The 16,240-nt window shown below is 56.6% G+C and carries 12 protein-coding genes; 7 read left to right on the top strand and 5 right to left on the bottom strand.

Going from position 1 to position 16,240, the window contains the following annotated elements; all coding sequences use genetic code 11:
- Positions 1-262: 262 nt before the first annotated feature.
- Positions 263-1,540, bottom strand: a complete 1,278-nt coding sequence (locus ACHZBF_RS02985) for an acetyl-CoA hydrolase/transferase family protein (RefSeq protein ID WP_029132838.1) — start codon at positions 1,538-1,540, stop codon at positions 263-265.
- A 121-nt stretch (positions 1,541-1,661) separates the two neighbouring features.
- On the opposite strand from ACHZBF_RS02985, the gene ACHZBF_RS02980 reads away from it, so the two are divergent.
- Entirely contained in the window at positions 1,662-2,570 is a 909-nt protein-coding gene (locus ACHZBF_RS02980; RefSeq protein WP_321527634.1) for a hypothetical protein, read from the top strand.
- Positions 2,571-2,589: 19 nt separating this feature from the next.
- Complete coding sequence (locus ACHZBF_RS02975; protein WP_321527633.1) at positions 2,590-3,915, top strand: serine/threonine-protein kinase; 1,326 nt, start codon at positions 2,590-2,592, stop codon at positions 3,913-3,915.
- Positions 3,916-4,077: 162 nt separating this feature from the next.
- On the opposite strand, the gene nosD is transcribed toward ACHZBF_RS02975, so the two are convergent.
- Complete coding sequence (gene nosD / locus ACHZBF_RS02970) at positions 4,078-5,352, bottom strand: nitrous oxide reductase family maturation protein NosD (protein ID WP_321527632.1); 1,275 nt, start codon at positions 5,350-5,352, stop codon at positions 4,078-4,080.
- Between the two features lie 142 nt (positions 5,353-5,494).
- On the opposite strand from nosD, the gene ACHZBF_RS02965 reads away from it, so the two are divergent.
- The 3 genes from ACHZBF_RS02965 (at position 5,495) to prsT (ending at position 10,659) form a co-directional block, all read left to right on the top strand.
- A complete protein-coding gene (locus ACHZBF_RS02965; protein WP_321527631.1) occupies positions 5,495-6,217 on the top strand; it encodes an SDR family NAD(P)-dependent oxidoreductase in 723 nt (240 codons plus the stop codon).
- A 7-nt stretch (positions 6,218-6,224) separates the two neighbouring features.
- Positions 6,225-7,736, top strand: a complete 1,512-nt coding sequence (locus tag ACHZBF_RS02960) for a B12-binding domain-containing radical SAM protein (RefSeq protein ID WP_321527630.1) — start codon at positions 6,225-6,227, stop codon at positions 7,734-7,736.
- 169 nt (positions 7,737-7,905) lie between these two features.
- Entirely contained in the window at positions 7,906-10,659 is a 2,754-nt protein-coding gene (gene prsT / locus ACHZBF_RS02955; protein WP_321527629.1) for an XrtA/PEP-CTERM system TPR-repeat protein PrsT, read from the top strand.
- Between the two features lie 84 nt (positions 10,660-10,743).
- Here prsT and ACHZBF_RS02950 read toward each other — a convergent pair whose 3' ends face one another.
- From ACHZBF_RS02950 to ACHZBF_RS02940, 3 genes are all read right to left on the bottom strand, one after another.
- Positions 10,744-11,748 (bottom strand): zinc transporter ZntB, encoded by a 1,005-nt coding sequence (locus ACHZBF_RS02950; RefSeq protein ID WP_321527628.1) that lies wholly within the window; start codon positions 11,746-11,748, stop codon positions 10,744-10,746.
- Between the two features lie 333 nt (positions 11,749-12,081).
- Positions 12,082-12,291: a hypothetical protein gene (locus ACHZBF_RS02945; protein WP_273440710.1), complete on the bottom strand. Its 210-nt coding sequence runs from the start codon at positions 12,289-12,291 to the stop codon at positions 12,082-12,084.
- A gap of 29 nt (positions 12,292-12,320) precedes the next feature.
- Positions 12,321-13,766 carry a TrkH family potassium uptake protein gene (locus ACHZBF_RS02940; protein ID WP_273440709.1) on the bottom strand — a complete coding sequence of 482 codons (1,446 nt, stop codon included), beginning with the start codon at positions 13,764-13,766 and terminating at the stop codon, positions 12,321-12,323.
- A gap of 172 nt (positions 13,767-13,938) precedes the next feature.
- Between ACHZBF_RS02940 and ACHZBF_RS02935 the strand changes: the two genes are divergently transcribed.
- On the top strand, positions 13,939-15,453 hold the full coding sequence (locus tag ACHZBF_RS02935; protein ID WP_321527627.1) for a sensor histidine kinase: 1,515 nt from the start codon (positions 13,939-13,941) through the stop codon (positions 15,451-15,453).
- Between the two features lie 2 nt (positions 15,454-15,455).
- Entirely contained in the window at positions 15,456-16,169 is a 714-nt protein-coding gene (locus ACHZBF_RS02930; protein ID WP_273440707.1) for a response regulator, read from the top strand.
- Positions 16,170-16,240: the final 71 nt, after the last annotated feature.

The following is a 16,240-nucleotide window of genomic DNA, read 5'->3' as shown; positions in this document are numbered from 1 at the left end:
CTGTAAGTCTGTTCACCTGACAGCTTCAGATCTGTCATTCCAGGCCTAAGTACAATTTCCATGCCAGGAAAAAGGTATGGGGAATTTTAATCAGCGACTCATGTGCTTAGCGGGGAATTTGATATATGTCAGAAAGGCATATTGGAAGGTTTTATTTCACAATCGCTACGCAAACGACAAGTATCTTTTCATGCCAGAAGAAACCAAATGGGCATTCCGTTTGCCGACACTTGGCCCTGGAAACGGAGATACCATGCTGATCTCAACCACTCACTGCGCGAATGGCGCGCCACTCGCGCGCCAGCATTTCACGGTCATCGGGATGGGCGATGGCTATCAGCGCCTCTGCCCGTTCATTGAGGGTGCGACCATAGAGATTGGCCACCCCGTATTCGGTAATGATGTAGTGAACGTGTGAACGGGTGGTCACCACCCCACCACCAGACCTCAGGGCTGGTACAATGCGCGAGGCACCGTTTCGCGCACGGCTTGGCAGGGCAATGATCGGCTTGCCGCCTTCCGAGAGCGAGGCGCCGCGAATGAAGTCCATCTGCCCGCCCACCCCGGAAATGATCCGGTGGCCGATGGAATCGGCGCACACCTGGCCGGTCAGGTCCACCTCGACAGCCGAATTGATCGCGGTGACCCGCGGGTTCTTGGCAATTTCATGGGGCGAATTCACCCAGTCGATGCGCGCCTGGATCACCGAGGGATTATCATCGATATACTCATAGACCCGGTTCGAACCCATGATAAAGCCGGAGACGCTTTTGCCCCGGTGACTCTTCTTGCGTGAGTTATCCACCGCGCCGATCTCAATCAGGTCCAGCAGACCATCCGACCACATCTCGGTATGCACCCCAAGATGACGATGGCCGTGCAAGGCTCCCAGCACCGCATCCGGTATGGCGCCGATGCCCATCTGCAGGGTCGCACCGTCCTCGATCAATGCCGCTGCATGTCTACCAATCGCCCGCTCCACTTCCCCCAGAACCGGGCGCGGCACCTCCGGTATTGGGTCGTCCACTTCGATATAGTGGTCTATCCGGGAGATATGCACAAAGCCGTCCCCATGTACCCGTGGCATGCGTGGATTGATCTGGGCAATCACGGTACGCGCCGTGCGTATCGCCTCCAGTGCCACATCCACGCTGCAACCCAGGGTACAGAAACCGTGGTCATCCGGTGGTGAGAGATGTATCAGTGCCACATCGATGGGCCGTTCACCGGAGCGGAACAGCGCCGGTATTTCAGACAAAAAGCAGGGCAGATAGTCTACCCGGCCACCGTCATAGTAGCGGCGCATATTGCCACCGACGAACAGGTTGGCCACCCGGAAACTCTCCGCACAGGCGGGATCGGCATAGGCGGCATCACCGAAAGTGTGCAGATGCATTACCTCTACATCCCGGAGCCGCCCGGCATGGGAGACCAATCCATCGATCAGACGCAGCGGTGTCGAAGCGGCTCCATGCACGAATATCCGCTGACCAGACAACACGACGGACAGCGCCTCGTGCGCATCTTTATGCTGTTTCATATTGATTCCCTGATTCCCTGTACCGGATTTTAGGCGTAAAATTTGGCCACACAGCCTGTGGAGTAATGCATTCTACTTCAGATTGGCGGCCTGTTAGATTGAGCTATGTCAGAAGTGAAAAATGAGCAACAATCCTGAGAACGGTACACGCCGGATCATTGCGGACAAAGAGTGTGTCTTCTATGACGGCTACTGGATCCGCTACTACCCCACCCCGGAAAACACCCTGGCCAATCGTAAAAAGCTTATTGACGACCTGACCAGGCGCGCCTTCCACCATACCGAAAGCGGCATCAACACCCCGGGAGAACGCCTGGAAGAGGCGCGCGAGGCCTATGCCCAGGAGCACGATCCGGCACGCAAACGGGTCAATGGCGCCATGCTGGCAGGCGCCCTGTTCAATCGCGCCTCGGATATCTTCAACGCCATCGTCGATCTGGAGGCCAAGGGGGTCAAGGTCAATCCCGACAACGAACTGATGGTGCGCTGCGGTGACTACTTCAAGGAGGCGCTGGAACTTGGCAAGCTGGTCAAACACTACAGCGGCCATGAAGGCATTGATGAACTCTGGGGCGAGCCGTTCAAGGCCTTCTCCCATCCCCTTGACCAGCTGTTCGAGTCACGCTATCGCAAGATCGCCCAATCCATGAAGGATATCGACCGCATCTCAACCCACATGGTAAAGAGTTTTACCGATGACGAGATTTTCGGCGCGGCCGTCCCTTACATCCGCAATTACTGCCGTGCCGCCAAACAGCAGATCGAGCTGATCAAACAGGACAGGGCCCTGTTCACCGTCTGGCCGGAATTTGTCGCATCCCGGGAGATGGTGGAGCAATTCTTTATCCACCTGCCCGTACCCACCAGCACGGAACAGAAGCAACATATTGATCAAGGCGTGAAGCTGATCACCGCAGGAACCCAGCTTATCACCTATCTTTCAGGGGCCAGGGTCCCCATGCCCAAGAGCACCAGTGAGTTTCTGGAGCAGTGCCAGTTTTATGATATGAACTGGTCGGCAAAAGAGTAACGCCAATCCGCGGCAGGCTATGAATCTCGTGACAAACCCACCGGAGAACCCGGCCATAGACGATTTGACACGCACAACGATAGGCAAATTCCAGATCCGCAAACTGCTTGGAAGGGGGGCGACCGCCTCGGTCTATCTGGCGCAGGATCCCTTCTCCAACAATGAAGTGGCGATCAAGATCGCCCACCAGAACATCTTCAGCGAGCCGGTCAACGGCGCCCGCTTCAAGAAGATGTTCATTAACGAAGCGAGCCTGGCAGGCAAACTGCGCCATCCCTATATTGTAAAGGTGTTCGATGCCGGCACCGAGAGGGACATGCACTACATCGTCATGGAATATGTCGATGGCCATACCCTCAAACGCCATACCCAGCTGGAGAACCTGTTACCGATCGACGATGTGGTAGAGATCATATTCAAGTGCTGTAATGCCCTTGAGTACGCCTTCGTCAATGGCCTGATTCACCGTGATATCAAACCAGCCAACCTGCTGACCACCGGCGGCACAGATATCAAGGTGACCGACTTCGGCACCGCCCTGCTGGCCGATTCCGATCTGACCCAGGTGGTGGATGCGGTCGGCACTCCCAGCTACATGTCACCCGAGCAGATCATGGGCCGGGAATTGAGTCAGCAGGCTGATATCTACTCCCTGGGTGTGGTGATGTATCAGCTGTTGAGTGGCAAGCTGCCGTTCACGGCGGAAAACCAGTATGACCTGATACAGAAAATATCCAACCGCCCGCCGACCCCGTTGAAGGATGTGCGGCGTGACATTCCCGGGGAGATCGTTCGGATTGTTGACCGCTGCATCCGCAAAAAGGCGGCCGACCGCTATGATAGCTGGGCCGACCTGGCGTGCGATCTGGCGACCGTGCATGAACAGCTGGAACTCACAACCAGCATTGATGTATCGGATACTCGCAAATTCAATATCCTGAAGACCCTGGCCTTTTTTCACGACTTTACCGACGTGGAGCTGTGGGAGGTGCTGCGGATCAGCAAGTGGCGCCGCTTCCGTGGTGCCAAGACCCTGATTGACGAAGGCAAGATCGGCGGATCCATCTTTATTCTCGCCGCCGGAGATGCCCGGATCATGAAGAACGATGCCTTCCTCGGCCTGATCGAGACTGGTCAGTGCTTTGGTGAGATGGCCTATATCCATGGCATGAAAAAGCCGCGTAGCGCCAGCGTGGTGAGTAATTCACCAGTGACCGTGATCAAGATCCGCACCGAGGCCTTGCAACAGGCCTCGATTCAGCTACAGACGAAGTTTAACAGGGTATTGATGCGCACCCTCGCAGACCGACTGGAGAAGACCTCCATGATGGCCTCGGCGCTCTAGGCCGAACGGTATGCGTTCCCACGTGGAGCGTGGGAACGAGGAGCGGTAGGTCGGCTTAGCGCAGCGTAAGCCGACAACTCGACTGGGGCGTCGTTGGATGCCTGCCGATTGCCGTGACATGGCGTGTTGGATTACGCCCTGCGGGCTAATCCAACCTACCACTCAGCAAAGCGAGCAGGTAGCAGGCTCCGCCTCCTGGCTGGCAGCAACCGTTCCTTCCTGCGTTGTATAGACGGGATCACTGTCACGCACCATCAATCTGGGCTCGGTAAAGGGCGCCAGCCGCTCGAGAAAATCCAGCAGACTGAATGTGGGACTGGCGATAAAGAACTGGGTGCTGGGATAATCCAGCCAGAGCTGATCGGCATAAGCATGCAGTTCGTAGGGAGTATCGCCGGTCCCGTCCCCGTCGCGATCGAAACCGGCATAGTCGCTCCAGAAATTCCCCCGCCACTGATTCTTCATCGCTCCGCCACCGTTGCGCACGGCCACCTGGATAAAGTTGTTCTGAAAACGGTTGGAGGAGAGCTGATTGCCGCCCCGGTCACTCAGAAACTGGATTCCCACTGTGCTATAGGCGATCAGATTATCCCGCACCTGATTGGGCAGGGTCTCATCTTCCGGAGAGAGATCCAGGGCAATGCCGATAGTGACATTGAGTATCCGATTGCCCTCGATCACAGCACTGGAGCTCTCCTTTAGCCCGATTCCAACACCGGTCACATCCTTGATCTCGGCCACCAGGTTATCCCTGATCACCAGCCCGTTGGTTTTCAGGGTGAAAATTCCCGCCTCGTTACCAACAAAACGGTTGCCCTGGATGCGGGTGCCTTGCGAGTTGACCACATGCAGGGAGTAGCGGCCGCCCTCCACCCGGTTACCGGTCAGGCTGTTGTCATGGGAATCCAGCACGATCAGGTCGCGGGCATCCGTGACCAGGTTCTGCATCACCTTGTTGCCGCTGCTGTACCAGATGCGGATGCCATCACCGCGCTGCGCCACTTCCCGCCGCTTGGAGCGGATATGGTTGCGCCGGATGATGCCGTGCTCGGACTGGTGCAGGGCGATACCGAACAGCACGTCATCCAGCATGTTATCCTTAACCACATTGAATTTGCCCGTCACCCGGATACCGGCGTCCAGCTCGTTGTGCCGGTCACCCGACCCGGTGATGCGCAGATTGCTCAGTCGGGCCCCATCCGTTTCGATGGTAACCACCGTGCCCTGCCCGCCGCCGTCTATAATCGCCTGGCCGCCCCCGTCAATGGTCAACGGTTTGTCGATCACCACCGGACCGCTGTAGTGTCCCGCCGGCAGTTGCAGGGTAGCGCCGGGAAGGGCAGCATCAATCAACGGCTGCAGCGGCGTGCCCACCGCCAGGGAGAGCGGAATCAGGATGCAGTAAAGCAACAGGCACTGGGCAAAGCGACGTGGCAAAGGTAACCTCACAGGTTGAAGTGATTGGTGTCATTCTCCCCGTGGTATCTTAACTGCCGGAATGATCGACGGAGTGGACGCTGACGACGTTGCGCAGCATAGCAGCCATAAATAACACAGTAATTGACATGGATTAAGCAGCATGAGCAGAACAGTATTGATCACTGGCAACAGCAGCGGATTGGGACACGGCCTAACCGAGGTCTATCTGGACAAAGGCTGGGAGGTGTACGGCGTCAGCCGGCGCGGTTGCACGGATCTGCCCGGCAAGCTGAAGGATATCCGCTGCGACCTGACCGATTACGAGGCGGTACCGCTGGCCCTGGAGACCCTGTTGATGGGCATCGGCCATCTGGACGTGGTGATTCTCAACGCCGGCATCCTCGGCAAGATGCAGGATATGGCAGACAGCAGCCTGGCGGATATTCAGCAGGTGATGGATGCCAATGTCTGGTCCAATAAGGTACTGCTGGACTGGCTGTTGAAATCGGGCATCCGCATCGACCAGATCGTGCTGATCTCCTCGGGCGCCGCCATCAACGGCAATCGTGGCTGGGGCGCCTACGCCCTCTCCAAGGCAACGCTGAACATGCTCACCCAGCTCTATGCCCACGAGTTTCCCCACACCCACCTGGCGGCGCTGGCGCCGGGACTGGTGGATACCGCCATGCAGGATGTGCTGTGTGATCCGGCTCAGGTGGATGAGCACCAATTCCCCTCGGTGGCCAAACTGCGCGCTGCACGGGAGACCCCGGCGATGCCCAAACCGCGCGATGCCGGACAACTGATCGCCGACGCCATCCCGGGATTGAAGCAACTCCCCAGCGGCAGTTTTGCCGACATCCGCACACTCGGACAGAACTGATCGGTCGATGCCGGAGATCATCCTCGCCACCCTGAACGCAAAGCATATTCACGCCTCGCTGGGACTGCGTTATCTGTATGCCAACCTGGGTGAACTGCAGCCCCGGGCGGCCATCCGCGAGTTCACCATCGACCCCTGGCCGATCGATATCGCCGAACAACTGCTGGTGGAGCAGCCGCGCATCATCGGTCTCGGGGTTTACATCTGGAATGCCGAAAGGAGTCAGCAACTGGTATCTCTGCTCAAGCAGGTGAGTCCGGAAACGATTATCGTGCTGGGCGGGCCGGAAGTGAGTCATGAGTGGCAGAATCAGGCCATCGTAGAGCAAGCCGATTACCTGATTACCGGGCAGGCTGACCTCGCCTTCGCCGCGCTCTGCGACCAGCTGCTGCGGGGCGAGCAACCGCCGGGAAAAGTGATCGAGGCATCGCCGCCCCCGCTGGAGACACTGCAGCTACCCTATGCCTACTATACCGATCAGGATATCGCTCACCGGCTGATCTATGTCGAAGCATCACGCGGTTGTCCGTTCAAATGCGAGTTTTGTCTCTCGGCACTGGACCGAAGCGCGGTCCCGTTCGAGCGGGGCGCATTCATACAGGCACTGGAACAGCTTTACCAGCGCGGCGTGAGGCACTTCAAATTCGTTGATCGCACGTTCAACCTCAACCCGGAGCAGAGTGTCGCCCTGCTGGAGTTTTTTCTGGCCCGCATGGACGAACAGCTGTTCCTCCATTTCGAAGTGATACCGGACCATCTGCCGGAGCGGCTGCGCTGTACCCTGCAGCGTTTTCCGGCCGGGTCGCTGCAACTGGAGATCGGAATCCAGACTTTCAATCCGCAGGTACAGCGGCTCATCAACCGAAAACAGGATAACGCCAAGAGCCAGGCCAATCTGCACTGGCTGCGCACCGAGACCCAGGCCCATCTGCATGCCGATCTGATTATCGGACTCCCCGGCGAAGACATGCAGAGCTTTGCCGACAGTTTTGACCAGCTCGCCGCCCTCGCCCCCCATGAAATCCAGGTCGGCGTTCTGAAACGGCTCAAGGGCTCCCCGATCATCCGCCATAGCGAGCCGTTCCAGATGCGCTACAATCCGGCCGCGCCGTACAATGTGCTGAGTACCGACCGGATCGATTTTCCGACCATGCAGCGGCTCAACCGCTTCGCCCGCTATTGGGAGATGGTCGCCAACTCGGGACGTTTTCAGCGCAGCCTCCCTCTGCTGCTGGACAATCAGCCGTTCGACCGCTTCATGCAATTCAGCGACTGGCTGTTCAGCACCACCGGACAGGTGCACCGTATCGCGCTCAAGCGGCTGTTCGAGCTGCTGCATGACGGCCTCACCGGGCCACTGTCGGTGCCACCGGCAACCGCCGCCCGGACACTCGAAGCCGACTTCAATCGATCCGGTATCAAGGGGCGTCCCCAGTTCCTGCGCAACATCATCGACCCGGACGATGGCGCGAATCTGACAACCAACCGGCATGCAGCCCGCCAGGCCAGACATCACTGAACACCAGGGGAGACCGGGATGTTGCCCCCTCATTGGGGTATAATAATTTCAATCAACGCCCTCGCCCTGCACATGCAACCCGGTGACAGGGCAGGATTCAGACAACGTGCGGATCGCCAGATCCGTCAATAAAAAATGACCGGCGCGGACAAAAAAGGAATGTCGACCCATGAAACCACTGCGTAACCTCACTGCCTGCACGCTGCTGCTCACCGCGTCCCTGCTCAACCCGGCGCACGCCGATGACTATGTCCGGGAGGCCGAAGCCTACCTGGAGAAGGGCGAGGCGAAAGCGGCTGTGATCCAGCTGAAGAATGCCCTGCAAGAGAATCCCGCCAACATCGAAGCCCGACTGATGCTGGGCAGAATCTATCTCCAGGCCGGTGATGGCGCCTCGGCCGAAAAAGAGTTTGAGCGGGCAAAAAAGCTGAACGCCGCGAAGAGCTACTGGGAACTGAACCTGGCCAAGGCCTACCTGATGCAGCAGAAGTATCAGGAGATACTTGACTCTATCAGCGAAGAGGAAGGGAGCTCGATCGATGACCGGATCTCCATCTTGCTGATTCGGGGTGATGCCCATCTTGGCCTGCGCCAGTACAAGGAAGCACGCGACACCTACAGCAAGGTAAAACAACTCAACCCCCAGTCTCAGGAAGCGGTGCTTGGGTTAATCATAACCGATATCGCGGAAAACCACCGCGCAGAAGCGCTTAACAGCCTGGACGGGCTGCTCGCTGACCACCCGGACAACACCGCTGCCCTGGTGATGCGGGGTGAACTGAATCTACAGAGCGGGAAAGCGGAGTTGGCCCGCGCCGATTTCGACAAAGCACTCACCCTGCAACCGAAAAATGTCCGTGCCCTGCTGGGTCGGGCACAGATCTATCTGGCCGGCGGCCAGATAGATCAGTCCAAGGCCGATCTGGCCACACTGGAAACGCTGGTGCCGGGCCACCCCAAGCTGCTCCATCTCAGTGGGGCTATCGCCCTGCTGGAGCGAAACCTGGACGAGGCGGACATCCTGCTGCAAAAGGCCCTCAATGCCAATCCGGATGACCTGCAGACTCGAACACTGCTGGGAGCGGCAAACTTCTACCGTGGCAACTATGAGGCGGCCCATGGTTATCTCACCCAGGTGCTCAAGGCCCAGCCGACTCTGCTGCCAGCCATCAAACTACTGGCATCGGTCCAACATCAGCTGAAACAGTCGGATGCGGTGGTGAAGCTGCTGGAGCCCGCTCTCGGGCTCTACCCCGAAGACCCGCAGTTGATGGCCATGCTCGGCGCTGCCTACATGCAGGTAAAGCGGTTTGAGGAGGGATCGGAACTGATGAGCAGGGCGATTGAAATCGCCCCGGATCTGGCCGCCTATCGGACCCAGCTGGCGCTCGGACTGATGGCCCAGGGCAAGAGCAGCGAGGCCATCGCAGAACTGGAGAACACCATTGGTATGGAGCAGGAGTTTGTCCAGGCAGATGTCCTGCTGGTCCTCTCCTATCTGAATAAACAGGAGTTCACCAAGGCACTGGAGGCGAGTCAGGCACTGGAGAAAAGGTCGCCGAAAAATCCCGTCGGCTACAACCTGACCGGCCTGGCCTATCTGATGTCGGGCAATCAGGAGCAGGCGGAACAGCGCTTTAAAAAGAGCCTTGAGATTGATCCGAGCTTCATCACCGCCGAGGCCAATCTGGCCCGCCTGGCGATACAGAAGGGCGATCTGGCATTGGCTGAATCACATTTCCAGAGCGCACTGAAAAAGATACCCAACAGCGCCACGGTACTGATGGGACTGGCGGATCTGGCCAGACGACAGGGAGACCGCGACAGGATGCACAAGCTACTGGAGCAGGCTCATAATGGCGAACCGAAAACCTCCCGCGCCGGCCTGATATCGGCCATGGCCTATCTGGCGGAAAACCGACCGCTCAAGGCTCTGCGTATGACCAGCCAGCTCTCCGCCGCCTTCCCGCGTGACCCTTCGGTGCTGACCATCCATGGCCGGGCCCAGCTTGCGGCGGGCGACACCATCAACGCCGTCACCACGTTCAGGCAGCTCACGTACCAGAAAAAGAGTGCCGAAACCCTGCAACTGCTGGGTAACGCCCAACAGGCGGCCGGGCAACAAGATGATGCCCGCGAAAGCTATCAGCAGGCGCTGAAGGAGAATCCAGGATTCGTCCCGGTACTGGTGGGCCTTTACAGCCTTGAACTGGGTGCTGGAAACCATCAGGCCGCCCTGTCCCATGCCAAGACCATCCAACAGGCCATGCCGGACAAGCCGGTAGGTTATGAATTTGAAGGTACGGTCTACGCTGCTCAGGGAGAGACAGCAAAATCCATCACCCTGTATGAGAAGGCCTATCAAATGCAACCCGGTGAGCGACTGGGGATCATGCTGGGACAGCAATATACGCGCGCCGGCGATGCCCAGCGTGGCTTGGATCTGTTACGTGAATGGGCGGAAAAACAGCCCGACAATCTGCAAGTTCAGATCAGTCTCGCCGGCACGCTACTGGAACAGGGGTTGCATGATGAGGCGATCCAAACTTATGAAAAGGTCCTGCAGGCCGACGACAGCCAGTTGATAGCCCTGAACAACCTCGCCTGGATCTACTCAAGCCGCGGGAACGACAAGGCCGTTGAACTGGGCAAACGCGCCTATGAGTTGGCCTCAACAAGGCCGGAGATTGTCGATACCTACGGCTGGATCCTGGTACAGACCGGCGACCTCAGCAAGGGATCGGAAATTCTCAAGCAGGCGGCTGAACTGAGTCCCAACAACCAGGAGATCATCTATCACCTGGGCTATGCTCAGCATAAACAGGGTAACCGCACTGAGGCCGAGACAATCCTGAAACGGGCCATCGCCATCAACGACAAAACGGAACTGGCCAAATCCGCCCGGAAGCTTTTGGAAAACTGACGCTAATCACAACAACCCTCTTGGCCATCCTGACCAGGAGGGTGTTCCGTGTTTCAGCACAATCGGTAATAGCGCACGCCTAACTCAAAACCAGCGTCGCCAGCGAAAGAAGGCCAACAAGGCCGCCGCCACCAGCAGCATTCCGAGCATCACCAGCGGAAAGCCGAGGGGACTTTCAGCGCCTGGAATACCGCCCACGTTGATCCCCAGCAAACCGGTCACAAAGGAGAGTGGCAGGAAGATGGCGGCAATAACGGAAAGAATGTACATGCGATTATTGGTCTGTTCGGTCAGACTGCTGACCAGTGACTCATGCACCACGCCGGCGCGTTCCCGCGCCGCATCCAGATCTTCCACGAAACGTGTCAGACGGTCAGATGACTCGCGTAGATACAGATGATGTTCGTTGGATAATATTGCCGAACGTTCCGCCGACAACCGGTTAAGCGCCTCACGTTGGGGTGCCAGAAATCGACGCAGGGTTATCGCTTGCCGGCGAATACCCGCCAGCTGTTCACGTGAATGATGACCTGAAGCGATTAATACCGACTCTTCCAGTTGATCCACCAGATCATACAAGTCATCGATTACCACATTGACCCTGTCCAGTAGCAGGTTCACCAGCATAACCAGAAAATCCCCTGGTACTTCCGGGCCACTGCCATGCTCAATCAATCTACGCAGATCATCCAGTGACAACAGACGTCGTAGTCCCAAGGTATAAATCTTCTGGTTATCAATCCATATGCGCAGACTGACCATATCTTCCGGATCGGCTCCCGGATTCAGATTCACTCCGCGCAGAAAAATCAATAATCCATTATCCGTGGCAACACAACGGGGGCGTGTCTCTACCTGCAACAATGCCTCCACGGTAAGTTCATTGAGCCCGCTGTATCGATACATCCACTCCTGAACGGCAGCTTTGGAATAATCGAGGTGCAACCAGAGCCACTGATCATCCATGAGTTCACAATCCGAAACCTGCCTTTCGTTTAACCGATTCCCGCCACCCCGCCCGGTAAGCAACCACGCATCTGTCAGGCCATCCAATTCATCAGGTGCACCCTGTTCAAATAATCTGCTCATAAATCTCTTCTTCTGTTTGTTATTCTGTGCCATTAAGCAACAGCCCGTTGCTGCAAGGTAGTATAGCCTCGGGCCGTCGACAATTTGTATAGACACGACGACAGACAAGATATGCAGGTTAGGGAGCCTCTGATCAAGTCGTGAACTTGTATCTTGCGCCCGGAATGTCCAGCTTCTGCGTTGCAAATCTTCGTAATAGCCGGCTATTACGTGCGATTTGCGCCTTGAATCTGATCATTCCGGCTCACAATCTACTTCGTCCAGACTTAACCAGAGGCTTCTTAATTATCAGACTGAACGATTGGCGATCATCGATGATGCGGGTATCTCAAGCTATAGGCTGAGCATCGACTGACCTGCGGCAGTCAATCGATAGACCAGTCGCACCATTTCCATTGGCAGCCTTCTGCCGGGTGTCTGTTCAACAAGCCCCAGGCCAATCAATTTCTCCAACACCGGTGCTTTACAAGGCAAAACAATGATTGATGAACCATTGGCAATAGCTTTCAGACAGCGCAACTCCTGTTCATCCAGTTGAATCATAGGGACGGCCTCCGGCTGGTTAGGATGTGTTATCGACGCCAGAAAGAAGGGCTCAGTACCACCAGCAGGGTAAAAATCTCCAGGCGACCCAGCAACATGGCAAAGGAAAGTATCCACTTGGCCGAATCGGATACCGACTGAAAGCTGGTTGCCACTTCACCCAATCCGGGTCCCAGATTGTTCATGCAGGTCGCCACCGCGCTGAACGCAGTCACCTGATCCAGACCCTGCTCCATGAGAAACAGCATGAACAGTACGAAGGTGGCGACGTAGACACTGAAAAAACTGCGCACCGCATCGGCCACCCGCACATCGATCACCTTGTTCTGCAATTGCAATGGTTTAATCATCGACGGGTGCATCAATCGCTGAATCTCCAAACCGGCTCCCTTGCCCATGATGACAAACCGGATCACCTTCATACCACCGGCGGTGGAACCGGCACAGCCACCAACAAAGCTGATCAGTATCAGCAACAGCGGCAGCATGGTGGGCCAGACGGAAAAATCATCGATGCCGAACCCGGTACTGGTCACCACAGATACCACGGTAAATGATGCATAGCGCAGGGACTCCAGGATCCCGTCCCTGCCCCCTTCGAGATCGAGCACGGTGCCGGTCACCAGAATCACCGCCAGAACAAACAGCAGAAACACGCGCACTTCCACGTTCTGCCAGTAAGGCCGGATCGACAGCCGTTTCCAGACCAGGAAGTGCACACCAAAGCTGATCCCGCCGATCAGCATGAACAGGGTTGCAACCACCTCGATAAACAGACTGTCAAAATAGCCCAGGCTGGCGTCATGGGTAGAGAATCCACCTGTAGAGACGGTGGACAGGCTATGAGCTACGGCATCGAAGGGACTCATACCGCCGATCCAGTAGAGCAGTGCGCAGGCCACGGTCATGACCAGATAAAGTTTCCATAGTGCCTGGGCAGTGTGGGCAATTCGCGGGGTCAGCTTCTCATCCTTCATCGGCCCCGGCGTCTCGGCTTTGAACATCTGCATACCACCGATACCCAGCATGGGCAGCAGGGCAATAGCAGAGACCACCACACCAATACCCCCAAGCCACTGCATCTCCTGACGGAAAAAGAGTATGGATGGCGGCAGTTCATCCAGCCCCGACATCACCGTGGCGCCGGTGGTGGTAAAGGCGGATACTGATTCAAACAGCGCATCTGCCATGCTCAAACCGGGACCAAAGATAAAAGGCAACATACCCAACAGGCTGGTCACCAACCACAATACCACCACAATAATGAAGCCATCGCGGGTGTGCAGCTGGATCTTGCGTTTTGTCGACAGCAGCCAGATCCCCAATCCGGTAAGCAGGCTGAACAATACCAGGAGCGAAAAATGCAGTGTCTCACCGTCGTGATATAGTAGCGAAATAATTGACGGCGGAAGCAGACTACCGCTGAACAGAAGCATCCAGATTCCGAGTATATTGGCAATAATGGTGGGATTCATGAGGCCACTGAGAACTCTTCAACTGTGCGATGCACTAATTATCGGAACAACTCTCAGCACGGTCACATAAAAAGAGTGTCAAAATTTTATGCTTTTTTTATTTTATTGAAATCACGCCGACCCGCAGAATGAAACCACCCTGCTCAGTACTCAATACACGGACCCGGTAAACATGCCCACCCAGATCGACGCCGAGCAAGCGGATCAACTGTTCACAGCGAAACCACTAGCCTATGCCGGTGCCATGGTTATTGTTCTGATATCGGTCAGTCTCGCCTTCCTGCTGCATCGTCTGATGCCCCATGCCAATCTGTCGCTACTGTTTCTGACCGGTGTCCTGATCATCTCTGCCCGCACCGGCCTGGGCCCATCACTGGTTGCCAGCGTATTAAGTTTTCTCGCCTTCAACTTTTTTTTCACTCCGCCCTACTACACCTTTGAAGTGGCGGATGACGGAGATGTCGCCACCCTCATTTTCTTCCTGCTCATGGCCGCCATAACCGGCAATCTGGCAGCACGCATGCATCAGGAGATGATCAAACGACGTCTCTCCCTGCAACGCATCTCGAACCTTTACGAATTCAGTCGTCACATGTCCTCTGCTGCCAGCACCGATGATGTGCTGGACACGCTGGTTGACCACTTCACACACAGCCTCAACTGTCCGGTCGCCGTCTATCTCCCGGACAATAATGGCGTTCCGGTTTTACGTACGGGCACAAACCTGCCTGTCCCACTGACCGTAACTGATATCAAACAAGCCTGGTCAGTAATCGCATCCGAACCACTCATGCAGGATCAATGGCAGCTGTTGCCGCTCATCACTGATCAGGAACCTGTCGGTATGCTGGTAATGAATAGCGAACAGATGGATAGTGAGCAGCTCAATCTATCCCGCAGCCTGTGTCAGCAGGCGGCCATTGCCCTGCACCGTACCCAGTTGGCGGAAGATCTGGAGCAGGTTCGACTGGTCTCGGAGACAGAGCAGTTACGCTCTGCCCTGCTGTCATCCGTATCACATGACCTGCGTACCCCTCTCGCATCCATCATCGGCTCCACCACCAGCCTGCTGGAGTATGGCGAAAGCTTCAGTAGTAAGAACCGTACCGAGTTACTGGAAACCGTGGTCGAAGAGGCACGGCGACTGGACCGGCACATTCAGAATTTGCTGGATATGACCCGACTGGGACAGGGCAAACTGAATCTGCGCCGTGACTGGGTCGATCTGCATGACATCATCTCAAGTGCTGTGGAACGGATGCGCGACAGGCTGAAAGAGTGGCCATTGAAAATAACCATTGGCTCCGATGTGCCCCTGCTCTGGGTGCATGGTGTATTGATTGAACAGGCGTTGGTTAATCTGTTGGATAATGCGGTACGCTTTTCACCAGCCGATGGCGAGATCACCCTGACAGCCCGCTACCTGGACAATCAGGTGGAAATTCTTTTGTGTGATGAGGGACCCGGCATACCACCTGAGGAACGCGAAAAAATTTTCGACATGTTCTACACCGCCCGCCAGGGTGATCGCGGCAATCTCCAGGGCACCGGGCTGGGACTGGCTATAGTGCGCGGCATGATTATGGCGCACGGCGGCATGGTAACCGCCCAAGGCAGACTGAATCATCACGGCACCTGCATGCAGATCCTGCTGCCCGCCGGCCCACCGGAAAACAGCGAAGCATAAGCATGGCAAACGAAACTATCCTGGTGGTTGAAGATGAAGCGCAGATTCGCAAGTTCCTGCGTATCAGTCTCGAGGCCCATCACTATACCGTTCATGAGACCCGCCTCGGCGCGGAGGGATTGGCCCTTTGCGCCACGGCTCAGCCACACCTGGTGATTCTCGATCTGGGACTGCCGGACCTGGATGGCCAGCAGTTCATCTCGCGCCTGCGGGAGTGGTCGAACGTACCCATCATCGTATTATCGGTGCGCGCCGACGAGACCCAGAAGGTGGCGGCGCTGGATGCCGGGGCCAATGACTATGTCACCAAACCGTTTGGTATCAGTGAACTGATGGCACGCATCCGGGTAGTGTTGCGTGACACCCGGCAATCTACCGCAACCCAGAGCCTGTTCGAATCCCAGGGGTTGCAGGTGGATCTCTCCCAGCGCAAGGTGAGTGTCGATGGCAACCCCATCCACCTGACCAAAAAGGAGTATGAGCTGTTACGACTGCTGATCGCTCAACCGGGTCAGGTACTGACCCACCGGCAGATCCTGGGTGAGGTATGGGGTCCCGCACAGCAGGAGGAGACCCATTACCTGCGGGTGCTGGTCGGTCAACTGCGCAACAAGTTGGGCGATGACCCGGCAAATCCACGATTTGTCATTACCGTGCAGGGTGTTGGCTACCGGCTGGCCATTCCCTTGGCCCTGAACGACCAGAGCCAACCCTGACACCCCATTAAACCGGTATTTACTGTGTTTTTTCCGCTGCCAAAACCAGGCGGCAGAATGCCCATGCGATT

This window comes from Sedimenticola selenatireducens, from assembly GCF_963675335.2.
Taxonomy (GTDB): Bacteria; Pseudomonadota; Gammaproteobacteria; order Chromatiales; family Chromatiaceae; genus Sedimenticola; species Sedimenticola selenatireducens.
The sequence above is the reverse complement of the archived record's forward strand: the minus strand, read 5'-3'. Positions and strand labels throughout refer to the sequence as shown.